Source organism: Solibacillus sp. FSL H8-0523 (assembly GCF_038051985.1).
In the GTDB taxonomy this organism is placed as follows: Bacteria; Bacillota; Bacilli; order Bacillales_A; family Planococcaceae; genus Solibacillus.
The window spans coordinates 1,145,061-1,156,849 of sequence record NZ_CP150291.1 but is presented as its reverse complement, the minus strand read 5'-3'; the positions used below and the strand labels follow the sequence as shown (position 1 = coordinate 1,156,849).

Below are 11,789 nucleotides of genomic sequence, written 5' to 3'. Positions count from 1 at the left end.
CGCATCAAGTAACAACTCTATAAAAATATTAGGTTTTTACTTTAAGCAACTTAAACTTTAAAGCAAGTTGTTACTTGTGTCAAATTTATCCCATTTTTTAGGTTATGTTTTTAAGGAATTACTTGTTTAAAGCAGAAAAAACCACCTAATTTCTATTGAAATTAAGTGGTTTTAATATTTTTGAAGTTATTGAATTTTTAAAAGGCTTAGATACAAGTTGTTACTTTATATATTTAAAAATAATTTTACATTTGAATAACATGCTTCTTGACCAACAAAGTATAGTGTGTCGTCTTCTTCTAAAGTTGCATAAGGCCCAGGTGAGATAATCAGTTCATCATTTTTTCGAATGCCAATAATGGTTGCGCCTGTATTTTGCCAAAAGTTAATTTCGCCAATGTTTTTAGAAATATAGTGACAGCTTTTAATAATTTCTACTTGAAATGGCACGAAGGGGTTAATAGATTGAAAGCGACTTGTACGATTCACTAACTCATTCACTGTGGACTGAAAATGCTTGAGTTCGTCTATTTGCGTATTGACACTTGTCATTAATTGCTGTTGAATTTCTCGGATGGAATGAACACCTTCTAGGCGATGCACAAATTTCGCAGCATTTTCATACGAAACAATTTCAACGCCGCTTCCTTTCGTTGCCTTTACGATATCTAAATCTTGCAGAACGGCAATTGCTCGCCTAGCGGTTTCTGAAGATACACCGTATTGTGAGGCAAGAGACGACCGCGCATAAATTTTTTCACCGACTACATATTTCTTCTCAACAATCTTTCCCGCGATATCTTCTGCTATGACTTGATATTTCGGTTGTTTAATTTGAATTTTTTTTTCCATTTGATAACTCCTAAATGTTTAACATCTAAATTATTGCCAAGATCACTTATAGTTTACCCTATTTTCTTTTAATCTAATAGGGATGTTCATTAGAGGTCTATTCATAAATAAAAACTACCCGAGCACATGCGTACTTCGGGTAGTGATCATTTAACATTTAATTATTTGTCTTGGAACTTGTTCATTGACGCCATCATCTGACGAACTTGCTTTTCAGATGGTTTACGTCCCATTTGTGCCATCATGACACGAATCATTTGTTCATTAATAGGTGGGTTCTCTTTTAAATACTTCATCATATATTGACGAGCTGCGTAGAAACCGATTGCTACACCCCCGATTAATGCGACGATTACGATTAGAATCCAAATCCATGTTGCCATAGTACCAACCTCCTCCACTGTCCTATATCCCGAGATAAGCTCTCCATGAAGGATTATACACTAAAAAGAATAGTCTTTCTATATATTTAATTTGAACAATTTAGTCTTACATACACTCAGCCTCTAGACCTAGATGAAAATACAGTTACAGGTCGTTACCCGAAATTCCGAATCACGGTAACATTAAGCTATCAAATACGAGGAGGCACAACACAATGAAGAAATTTTTCTTATACACAGGAGGGTTTTTCGCAGCAATCATTGCCCTTACTTTACTGGCACCAGTCGCTGGCTTACTGATATCCGGCTTACTGCTTGCAGGAGGCTTACATTACTACACAGAGAGCACAAGCACATTTGGTAAAGTGATGAGCTTAGTCATTGCACTTGCTGGTTTAATTAGTGCACTGTCAAACATTCCAGGCTTCATCGGCTTAGTCGCTATCGCCATTTTATTTTACATCTATAAAACACGTAAACATGAAAAAGTAGAAATTTTCTCTAAAAAAGAAGACGATCCCTTCACAAACTTTGAGCGTGAATGGGCAAATTTAAACAAATAAGGAGCGGAAGCGCAATGAAAAACTTACTAACAAAATTTAAATACACAATTCAAGCAGACTTACATGATTTATTTGATAAGAAGGTAGAAAAAAATCCAATCAAAATGTTAAATCAGTATATCCGTGAAGCGGAAAAGCAAACGGAAGAAACAGGGAAATTACTTCAACGCCAGGGCCAATTGAAAAAAGAGCTAGAGCTGCAGCTTGTAGAAACTGTGGAGATGTTAGAAAAGCGCGAAGCCCAACTATCACTCGCGCAAGGGACTGAAGATACAGAATTAATTGCGTTCGCACAAGATGAAGTAGCCGCTTATACAGCACGTAAACAAGCATTACTAACAAGTATCGATGCCGCCAATTCCGAATACTTCTCATTAGAACGTAAATTCGAAACGATGAAACATAAAATTAAAGATATGAAAGTACGCCAACTGCAATTAATGAGCAAAGAAAATATCGTACGTGCGAATCACCAAATGGACAAAGTAATCACAGCCAATAACGCCGACAATTTTGATGAGCTTTCAAACTACATCGATGAATTATCGCACAACATTGAGCGTAAATATGAAGTAACTACATTCGAAGCTCGCCTAGCACAGCTAGAAAAGGAGCAAACATTCATCGAACAACCAAAATAATGATATAATATTGCAAGTTAGGAGAAGGCTCACATGCTTTCTCCATTTTGTACGTTTTAGGAGGGACAGCATGCCGAAAATTACAACCGATCATCTTGCCATCATTGCGATTTGTTTTGCCCTTGTTGTGTTAATTGAATTAACATTATTCAATAACGGGACGGTATTTTTACTGATTTTAGGTGCAGGGTTCTTATATTTTAGTTATCAAAAGAAAAAGCAATATTATTTGTATGCTGGACTATTCTTTTTATTTTTAGCGGTCATTAATATTTGGACATTACGTCTCTTAATTATTGGCACATTAATTTTCATGCTTTACCGCTATTTAACAAAAAAAGAACAAGTCGTTGAAATTAAAAATTTTTTAACATCGAGCACCGAGCAAAACCAATTAATTGGCACAACACATGCCCCTACAGAAAGCTATCATTGGCGGGATATTCATATCCAGCGTTTTATTGGGGATATAACAATTGATACAACCGAAACGATTTTGCCTCAAGGGAAATCACTGATTGTCATCCAGCAAGCACTTGGAAAAGTCCGTGTTGTTGTTCCCTACGAAGTAAGCGTTCAACTAAATTATTCAACGCTCTACGGTCAAGCAACCTGCTTCAACTATGCACACAAACAATGCTTCAATGAGCAGCTTCAATTTGAAGACGGTCCACAAGATGCCAAGCGCATACTTGTTATTTATGTAACAACTTGGATTGGAGATGTGGAGGTGCAACGCGCATGATGGCCTTTTTAACCCGCTTTATGATTTTAGTCGTTTTATTTGTGACGTTTACCTTTAATCTATTGGCCTTTTTATACGGGGAGCCACGTGAGGAAACATGGCGCTTTTTAATCGATAATCGCGATTTTGATCTACCACTCGGTGCACTGATGCTCATTGTCGCTGCATGCTTCAGTTTCTTAATCGCCCTCTGGATGACGATTGCCGTCAAAATGAAAGAAAACCAAACAACGCGCCTTGTCAAAAAAGTAGCAGAGCCAGACTTTTCACAAAACGTGAAAAAGGCCAACAGCTCCTTGAAAAAAGCACTACGCGATGCGAATGAACTAATTGAAACACAGCGTTCATCCTTACAACGCCTATCAAATGAAAAAGTAGAAACGAATGATGCCATTGTCCAAGAACGCTTACTTGCCGAGCGTCAGCGTTTGGCACGTGAGCTTCACGATTCTGTGTCTCAACAGTTATTTGCGGCGTCGATGCTACTCTCTGCATTAACCGTACAGGAAGAAAACGAACAGTCACAAAAAAAGCTCGCACAAGTTGAAAAAGTGGTACAACAAGCGCAACTTGAAATGCGTGCCCTGCTCTTACATTTACGCCCTGTCGCCCTTCGTAATAAAAGCCTCGCAGAAGGTTTAGAGGATTTAATTGTCGAACTACAGGAAAAAGTGTACTTTAATATTGACTATCAAATTGAGGAAATTGCTCTTGGAAAAGCTGAGGAAGATCATTTATTCCGGATTGCTCAAGAGGCGTTATCGAATACATTACGTCATGCCAAAGCTTCAGAAGTCGAGCTATTATTTATCGCACGTGACGACTTAGCCATCTTACGTATTCAAGATAATGGACTCGGCTTTGATAATAATGGCGATAAAACATCTTCTTATGGTCTTCGTAATATTGCAGAGCGTGCGGTTGAAATCGGTTGTACGTATAAAATTGTATCCGTACCCGATGAAGGGACCATCGTCGAAGTAAAAGTACCGATAAAAAAGGAGGAACCGGCAAATGATTAAAGTCGTCATTGCAGATGACCACGAAATGGTGCGGATTGGCGTTGCTGCTTACTTGTCTGCCCAGCCTGATATTGAAGTCGTTGGTGAGGCTGCAAACGGGCAAGAAGCAGTGGAACAAGCGCTTGCCCTAAAGCCGGATATCATCTTAATGGATAATGTCATGCCAATCAAAAACGGTGCACAGGCAACCGCTGAAATTATCATGAGCTGGCCACAAGCAAAAATCATGATGGTTACTAGCTTTATCGATGATGATAAGCTATACCCTGCCTTAGAAGCCGGTGCTGTGAGCTATATTTTAAAAACGAGTAACGCCAAGCAAATTGCAGATGCGATTCGTAAAACGATTAACGGGGAAACAGTATTAGAACCTGAAGCCACAACGAAAGTGATGGCCCGTATGCGCGGTGTTGCTCCTGCGCTACATGACCATTTAACTGAGCGGGAAACGGAAGTCCTGCAGTGCATGGCGCGTGGCTTAGCGAATCAGGAAATCGCAGAAGAATTATTTATCGCACTTAAAACGGTGAAAACACATGTCAGTAATATTTTAAGTAAATTAGAAGTCCAAGACCGCACACAAGCTGTAGTTTATGCGTTCCAAAATGGGCTTGTAAAATAAGGAGAATCAATTTATGACCTTTTCATATGAAAAATTCGCACAAGATGGCACATTAACCTTACTCGACCCACTGTTTACACTGATGTTAATTTTCAGTGCGTTGTTTATGATTATTGTACTACGCTTTTCAATCAATCCAAAAATCATGCTCTTTATTGGCGCATTCATTATTTTACTAAGCGCCCAGCTATTATCTATTAGTGGAATTTTAGCCGATGAATTAAATTTAGCAGACGCCTCGAAAAACTTCTACTTAGTCATCGCGATTGCGGTGCTACAAGTTGGTGCCATTGTGTATGCCTTTGTAAAAGCGAAGAAAAATAACTAACAAAAGCTCATGATCCGTTCTGCTACACTACGAGGAAAACGCGTTGATGAGAAATGATTTTAAGCTACGTCCGTTGTACTGCATTCCGAGGCAGGTTTTTCTGGGGGCGTGGCTGCAACTAAATGTGATGTGCCTCTGACGGCGGCACATCACATTGGATTTTCCGCGCACGCTTAATCCCCTAGAAGTCCGCCCCTTCGTTCCGCGCCACTCTACTTTGATATAAATTAAACTTCTATATCAAAATGATGAAGCAAATAAATTAATTACTTTCTTCATTAAACAACACTACTTTTAATCAAAGGTAATAAAAAAAGAATCCTCTAATATGAGAATTCTCTAACGATAGCAGAACATTGTACATTTGGACCTTATAACTTCTTAATCAGTGAGAAGAACGGTTTCTTTAACTTTACTAGCTGCTCATGGGCGTCAGCTTGTTGTTCTTTCGATGTTGCCTCATAAAATGCTTGGAGCGCTTTGTCGGTCTCTACATAAAAGTCGTACAGGCTTTCATCGCCCTTTTCTTTATTGCCAAACGTATCAATAAACATCGTTAATTGATGTTGAAAGTTCTTTTCAGACATCGTTAACACATGCTTATCTGCGTCTACTTTTATGTCATTATTTAAAATATACGTTTGAAAATCGACCAGCTCTAGATAGGATTTTTCTATTTGTTGTAAGTACTGCCCCTCTTTTTCGTTGCGTTTATTTTGATCCATAATTTGAATGAAAATGACTAAAAATAAAATAATCGTTAAATAAATCGAAATGCCTTTCCACGATAAAAACTTTTTGTTTTTCATGCTGTGCCTCCGCTAGTTAAATAAATGATCCTTTAAATTTTCTAATGTTGAATCAATGCCATTACGTAAAGACGTTTGGTCTTCGCGGCACACGTCAATTGCCTTTTCAATCGCAATGAGGGCGTTTTCTAAAAAGGCTTCTGCTTGCAAGTCTTTATAAAGCTGCGTTAACACAAGCGCCTTGTTCCAGTACCAACGCGCATTTTGTGGATCTAATTCGATGGCACGCTCGATGTATGGCATTGCATCAAACGGTGACCAGCTAAAGCGGTTCATCGTTTGGCCAGCAAACCCATAATATAACGCTTTATTTGGATTATGCTTCACCGCCTGCATAAAGCAATGAATGCTTTCATCGTAATGATGCGCCATTAAAAATAGCTGGGCTTGTACGAAAAATGACTCGGCTTTACGTTCGTCATCCGCTGTGCGTGCATCTTGTTCAAGTGCTTGAATTGCTTGTGAAAATTGCGCTTCGTCTTTTATTGAGCGTAAACTTTCCACTTCATCCAATTCTGGATAGCTTTCATTAGCACGCTCCGTACTTTGTGTAATTTCAGCAGTTGGTTGTGGAAACTTTTCGTATTCATATTTTTCAAAAATAGCTAAAAACGACTTTGCTTGTTCGTCACTTCCAGCTAATTTCTCTGCTTGTGCTTGTTCATAACTTTTTAAAAACTGACCAGCGTAAAAATGGTGCTCCATTGTTGTCATCTATTCTTCCCCCTACTTTTCCCCTATAACATTATATATTTCAATATGAATATAAGTCGATTTAAAATATTCAGACATCATACTTTATTCCGATTTATATCATCTTTTTGTACTAAATCTAGTATTTACGATGAAAATATAACCAAAACCGACGATATTTAAGATAATCGGAATACTTGAATTTGGTTTAACACATATTTAATAGTAAGCTAGAACAATAAATTATTATTCTAAACCAATCAGCAATTTAATGAGGTGAGCGATTCTATGTATAATCAAATCACAATTGAACACAGTTTATTTTTTATTGACGATTCATACATTACAAACTTTCAGCAACTTGCTGAAAAAATGAAGCCCTTGCTGACAATTGATGAACTAGGCTATTTCAACCTAGAAGATATGTGGATTGCTGCATTCAATTACTGGGTGCTTTCACACCCAGAAGAAAAAAATATCGTCCAATCTTTCGATAAAATGCTTTACTATTCTTCCGATCAAATTATGATTAGCGCTATAAAGGAAGACTATTATTTTAATTATTTTCGCTCGCATCCTAATACTACACCAGAGCATCTCTATATTTTATCAATTTTATTAACGAAAAACTTAACTAGTTGGTATGTCAAACTGTTAAAAATTAATAATCAGCGCCCATTAATGAAGCGCACCCATGCGCGTCATTATTTTTTGATGCATTTACAAGATCTATCACAATTGCAATCATTTATGAAGGATCAGGCAAGCTTTGTAAAAATTTTAATTCACCATTTTTCACATTCAAATGAGTTTGAACGTCTCATCAAAAAATCATGTGATGAAGCAAGTTTCTTCTATCAAGACTTTATTGAAAGTAGATCCTATCAAACGTTAGAAAAGTAGCCTGTCGTAAAATACGACAGGCTACTTTATGTTTACGCAAATGCGTATCACAATTATTTTGAAATTGAAGCCGCTATTTCTGCAATGACAATTTCTGAGCCAAGCATTGGTGATTCACCTTGCTCAGCGTGACCGCCGCCTTCTGGACGTTTATGAGATTCTTTAAATGCATCACTTTCGCGCCATGCAGCAAAGTGCTCTTTTGTATCCCAGTACATTACTACGCTCATTTCATCATACTCTTCAAATTGTGTAGCCACTAATACTTCTACTTTTTCGAAGCCTTCGAATTGTTGTAATGGACCTGGTTTTACGAACATTGGTGCCATCATTGTTGCCATGCCTTTTTTTACTTTAATACGGTTTGTTACTGTAATCATAAATGATCACTCCTTAAAATTTTACTCAACATATTCATTTAATCACTTTCATCGCCATTGCGCAATTATTCGCGCTATAATTAGAACAATGAACACTAAAGGAAGAATGTCTATGAAATTTTCGATTATTGCTACTAGTGATGTACACGGACATACCGAGCGTTTCTCGCAGCTTGCCCAAATGATTCAAGCGCAACAACCCGCACTGTTAATCGACAACGGGGACTTTTTGCAAGGCAGTCATTTTAGTTATTATTACGAAAATATTAAGCGCTGCAAACATCCGCAAATCGCGATAGCAAACGAGCTAAAATACGATGTAGCCATTTTCGGGAATCACGAGTTCAATTACCCGCTACACAAAATCGAAGCGATGCGCAATGCTTGTAACTTTCCCTGGCTTGCTGCAAATGTCACGGACTTTGCACATAGCTACTTTATCAAAGAAATCGAAGGCGTTCGCGTTGCGGTAATTGGCGTCGTTACGCACTACACCGCACTTTGGGACGAAGGCGATGCAACAAAATCTTTGCAGTTTGAACAAGCCTTTAACGCAGCAAAGCGAACTGTTCACTACGTGCATACGCATGAGCAAGTAGATCTCGTCATTTTAAGCTATCACGGGGGCTTTGAATGTGATGTACATAATGGAAATACAATTGACCTGCATGAAGGGGAAAATGAAGGTTACCGGATGCTGCACGAAATTGAAGGAATTGATATTTTCATTACTGGTCACCAGCATTTAGAAATCGCCACGAAAATAAACGGTATTTCAATTGTACAACCTGGGGCAAATGCAAAATGCTTTGCACAAATTGACGTGACCATTGAAGACGGAAAAATTACACATGAACCATCGTTAGTATATGTAGATGAATCGCTTCCCCCATTAATCAATAAAGCATTTAACGATTGGAAAAATGAGTTGCTTGGTGAAAGTGCCTGTCAGTTAGCATATTATGATTTCTTCACACCGCGCACACAGACAACAAATTATGTACAGCTACTGCATGACATGCAACTGTCTTACACAAATGCACAACTGTCTGTCATTGAACTTCCTTACCATAGTGAAGGTGGTTTCGCAAAGCGCATTACAAGAAAAGATGTATTACATAACTTTCCCCGCCCAAACCGGCTCGTTGTTCTTGAAATGACAGGAGCAGAAATCCGCGCCGCACTTGAGCTGAGCGCGCGTGTATTTGCCATCAATGCACAGGGTGAAATCGATTTCAGCATGAATGTCTACTACCCGCAGCCACAACCGTATATTTACGATGTATGGGGCGGAATCGATTATGAAATTTGCTTACAAAACCCTAGCGGAAAGCGCGTTGTAACATGCCTTTATGGCGGAAAAGAAATTCAAGAAGATCAACTTTTTACCGTTGTGATCAACAGCTACCGTGCAACTGGAGCACACGGCTTTTCTATGTTCAACAAAGTCCCTCTCTGTGAAAGTCAGCGCTTTGTACCTGAATTAATGATGGCATACATCCAACAAAATAGCCCATTAACGACTAAAATGAAAAATCATTTTCTATTACGAAAGTGATTTTTCATTTTTAATTTATAAAATTCTGATTTTTCGAAACCTAATGCCCTCTTATTCCGTAGAAGTAGTACAAACAAATAAGGAGGTGTTGACATGTTTGGGTACTCATTAGAAGTCATCTACTTAACGATTTTAATCGTCATTGGCTGCTGTACCATTTTGTATTTATTCTTTGCAGACGTTGCAGACGCTTCTATAGACGGGATTCCCTTTTTAGACCCTGCTATCATTTTATCGTTCATTACGTTTACCGCTGCTAGTGGCTACATTTTCGAACACTTTTCATCCTATACAAGCTTAATTACTTTCGTTATTGCCATCATCATCGCGAGTATATTCACCGTATTACTTTACTTTTTCTTGCTCGTTCCATTACGTTCTGCGGAGGTTTCCTTAGCCTATACGGATGAATCACTTGAAAGCCAGGTTGCTCGTGTGATTGTGCCAATTCCAGTAGACGGCTTTGGTGAAATCGTCATTGAAGGCGTGAACGGCATTATATCCAAACGAGCAACTAGTTATCACAATATCGAAATTCCCTATGATGCCCAAGTATTAATCATTGAAGTTCGGGAAGGTACAGCCTTTGTTGCTGTCTATGAAAAAGAAGCGTTTTCTGAATAGGTTTCTGTATATGTACTATTAACGATTAGAATTGAAAGTGAAATTATTCTAATCAATAGATTATTAAGGGGGAAATTGATTATGAATGTTGTATTGGAAGATTTCGGTGTATTAATTGCAGTAGGAGTTGTGGTATTTTTTATTATTGCGCTAGTTGCGGTATACGTAACAAAATATAAAACAGTGGGCGCAGATGAAGCTCTTATTGTTACAGGTAGTTATTTGGGTAGCAAAAATGTACACACAGATGATTCGGGAAATAAAATTAAAATTATTCGTGGCGGTGGTACATTCGTATTCCCAGTATTCCAGCAAGCAAAACCTCTTAGTTTACTTTCAAGCAAATTAGAGGTAACGACACCAGAAGTTTATACGGAGCAAGGTGTAAAAGTTATGGCAAGTGCAACAGCAATTATTAAAATTGGTGGTTCGATTTCTGAAATTGCAACGGCTGCTGAACAATTTTTAGGAAAACAAAAAAGCGAGCGCGAAAGTGAAGCGCGTGAAGTATTAGAAGGTCACTTACGTTCAATCTTAGGTTCGATGACAGTAGAAGAAATTTATAAAAACCGTGATAAATTTTCACAAGAAGTCCAGCGTGTCGCGTCTCAAGACTTAGCAAAAATGGGCTTAGTTATTGTATCGTTTACAATTAAAGACGTACAAGATAATAATGGTTACTTAGATTCACTAGGTAAACCACGTATTGCTCAAGTAAAACGTGATGCAGATATTGCGACTGCCGAAGCAGATAAAGAAACACGTATTAAACGTGCAAAAGCCTCTCAAGAAGCACAAAAGGCAGAACTTGAACGTGCTACTGAAATTGCAGAAGCAGAAAAAGAAAACCAGTTAAAAGTAGCGGAATATCGCCGTGAGCAGGACATTGCAAAAGCACGAGCTGACCAAGCCTATGAATTAGAATCTGCACGTGCCAAACAAGAAGTAACTGAACAAGAAATGCAAGTAAAGATCATTGAACGTCAAAAGCAAATTGAGTTAGAAGAAAAAGAAATTTTACGTAGAGAAAAGCAATATGATTCAGAAGTTAAGAAAAAGGCAGATGCGGATCGTTATGCTATCGAACAACGTGCAAGCGCTGAAAAAATGAAGCAATTTGCTGAAGCTGATTCTGAGAAATATCGTGTTGAGACACAAGCACAAGCACAAGCAGAACGAATTCGTTTAGACGGTATTGCCAAAGCCGATGCAGAACGAGCACAAGGTACTGCGGAAGCGGAAATCATTCGCCTACGCGGTCTAGCCGAAGCCGAAGCGAAACAAAAAATTGCCGAAGCGTTCGAGCAATATGGTCAAGCCGCTATTTTAGATATGGTTGTGAAGATGATGCCAGAATACGCAAAACAAATCGCAAGCCCTCTCGCTAATATTGATAAAATTACAGTGGTTGATACAGGCGGCGGAGAAGGCGGAGGTGGTGCTAACAAAGTGACAGCTTACGCGACTAACCTAATGTCAACATTGCAAGAAACTCTGAAAGAAACATCTGGGCTTGATGTGAAAGAGCTGATTGAAAGTTATGCAGGCAAACATACGCTACGTCCAGAACTACAGCAAATTGTTACGGGTCTTGAGAAAAAGCAAACACCTTTAACGGTTGAAGTAGAAAAAGAAACAGTAAAGCAATAGTGGAATAGCACGAGCG

General features: G+C 38.4%; 15 protein-coding genes. 10 read left to right on the top strand and 5 right to left on the bottom strand.

Going from position 1 to position 11,789, the window contains the following annotated elements:
- Positions 1 to 225: 225 nt before the first annotated feature.
- Together NSQ62_RS05435 and NSQ62_RS05430 are read right to left on the bottom strand one after the other, a co-directional pair.
- On the bottom strand, positions 226 to 852 hold the full coding sequence (locus NSQ62_RS05435) for a TrkA C-terminal domain-containing protein (RefSeq protein ID WP_341322915.1): 627 nt from the start codon (positions 850 to 852) through the stop codon (positions 226 to 228).
- Positions 853 to 1,013: 161 nt separating this feature from the next.
- Positions 1,014 to 1,235, bottom strand: a complete 222-nt coding sequence (locus NSQ62_RS05430; protein WP_341322914.1) for a YneF family protein — start codon at positions 1,233 to 1,235, stop codon at positions 1,014 to 1,016.
- 215 nt (positions 1,236 to 1,450) lie between these two features.
- Between NSQ62_RS05430 and NSQ62_RS05425 the strand changes: the two genes are divergently transcribed.
- The 6 genes from NSQ62_RS05425 to NSQ62_RS05400 all read left to right on the top strand — a co-directional run bounded on the left by NSQ62_RS05425 (position 1,451) and on the right by NSQ62_RS05400 (position 5,156).
- Positions 1,451 to 1,798 (top strand): ABC transporter permease, encoded by a 348-nt coding sequence (locus NSQ62_RS05425; protein ID WP_341322913.1) that lies wholly within the window; start codon positions 1,451 to 1,453, stop codon positions 1,796 to 1,798.
- Positions 1,799 to 1,812: 14 nt separating this feature from the next.
- The gene (locus NSQ62_RS05420; protein ID WP_341322912.1) at positions 1,813 to 2,439 is read left to right on the top strand and encodes a PspA/IM30 family protein; all 627 of its coding nucleotides are present in this window, start codon (positions 1,813 to 1,815) and stop codon (positions 2,437 to 2,439) included.
- Positions 2,440 to 2,509: 70 nt separating this feature from the next.
- On the top strand, positions 2,510 to 3,184 hold the full coding sequence (gene liaF, locus NSQ62_RS05415; RefSeq protein WP_341322911.1) for a cell wall-active antibiotics response protein LiaF: 675 nt from the start codon (positions 2,510 to 2,512) through the stop codon (positions 3,182 to 3,184).
- Positions 3,181 to 4,206 carry a sensor histidine kinase gene (locus NSQ62_RS05410; RefSeq protein WP_341322910.1) on the top strand — a complete coding sequence of 342 codons (1,026 nt, stop codon included), beginning with the start codon at positions 3,181 to 3,183 and terminating at the stop codon, positions 4,204 to 4,206. The genes liaF and NSQ62_RS05410 overlap by 4 nt, the downstream gene beginning before the upstream one ends.
- Positions 4,199 to 4,828 (top strand): response regulator transcription factor, encoded by a 630-nt coding sequence (locus tag NSQ62_RS05405; RefSeq protein WP_341322909.1) that lies wholly within the window; start codon positions 4,199 to 4,201, stop codon positions 4,826 to 4,828. The genes NSQ62_RS05410 and NSQ62_RS05405 overlap by 8 nt, the downstream gene beginning before the upstream one ends.
- Positions 4,829 to 4,841: 13 nt before the next feature.
- Positions 4,842 to 5,156 carry an acyl-CoA dehydrogenase gene (locus NSQ62_RS05400; RefSeq protein WP_341322908.1) on the top strand — a complete coding sequence of 105 codons (315 nt, stop codon included), beginning with the start codon at positions 4,842 to 4,844 and terminating at the stop codon, positions 5,154 to 5,156.
- A 371-nt stretch (positions 5,157 to 5,527) separates the two neighbouring features.
- Here NSQ62_RS05400 and NSQ62_RS05395 read toward each other — a convergent pair whose 3' ends face one another.
- Both NSQ62_RS05395 and NSQ62_RS05390 read right to left on the bottom strand, forming a co-directional pair.
- A complete protein-coding gene (locus tag NSQ62_RS05395; RefSeq protein WP_341322907.1) occupies positions 5,528 to 5,965 on the bottom strand; it encodes an iron ABC transporter substrate-binding protein in 438 nt (145 codons plus the stop codon).
- 12 nt (positions 5,966 to 5,977) lie between these two features.
- The gene (locus tag NSQ62_RS05390; protein ID WP_341322906.1) at positions 5,978 to 6,679 is read right to left on the bottom strand and encodes an O-linked GlcNAc transferase; all 702 of its coding nucleotides are present in this window, start codon (positions 6,677 to 6,679) and stop codon (positions 5,978 to 5,980) included.
- Between the two features lie 267 nt (positions 6,680 to 6,946).
- Here NSQ62_RS05390 and NSQ62_RS05385 point away from each other — a divergent pair, with 267 nt between their 5' ends.
- Positions 6,947 to 7,561 carry a hypothetical protein gene (locus tag NSQ62_RS05385; protein ID WP_341322905.1) on the top strand — a complete coding sequence of 205 codons (615 nt, stop codon included), beginning with the start codon at positions 6,947 to 6,949 and terminating at the stop codon, positions 7,559 to 7,561.
- 53 nt (positions 7,562 to 7,614) lie between these two features.
- On the opposite strand, the gene NSQ62_RS05380 is transcribed toward NSQ62_RS05385, so the two are convergent.
- Complete coding sequence (locus tag NSQ62_RS05380; protein ID WP_341322904.1) at positions 7,615 to 7,941, bottom strand: heme oxygenase; 327 nt, start codon at positions 7,939 to 7,941, stop codon at positions 7,615 to 7,617.
- 112 nt (positions 7,942 to 8,053) lie between these two features.
- Between NSQ62_RS05380 and NSQ62_RS05375 the strand changes: the two genes are divergently transcribed.
- The 3 genes from NSQ62_RS05375 to NSQ62_RS05365 all read left to right on the top strand — a co-directional run bounded on the left by NSQ62_RS05375 (position 8,054) and on the right by NSQ62_RS05365 (position 11,773).
- Positions 8,054 to 9,499, top strand: coding sequence for a bifunctional UDP-sugar hydrolase/5'-nucleotidase (locus NSQ62_RS05375; RefSeq protein ID WP_341322903.1), 1,446 nt, complete (start codon positions 8,054 to 8,056; stop codon positions 9,497 to 9,499).
- A 93-nt stretch (positions 9,500 to 9,592) separates the two neighbouring features.
- Positions 9,593 to 10,123, top strand: a complete 531-nt coding sequence (locus NSQ62_RS05370) for a hypothetical protein (RefSeq protein ID WP_341322902.1) — start codon at positions 9,593 to 9,595, stop codon at positions 10,121 to 10,123.
- An 81-nt stretch (positions 10,124 to 10,204) separates the two neighbouring features.
- Positions 10,205 to 11,773 (top strand): flotillin family protein, encoded by a 1,569-nt coding sequence (locus NSQ62_RS05365; protein WP_341322901.1) that lies wholly within the window; start codon positions 10,205 to 10,207, stop codon positions 11,771 to 11,773.
- The last annotated feature ends 16 nt before the right edge of the window (positions 11,774 to 11,789 follow it).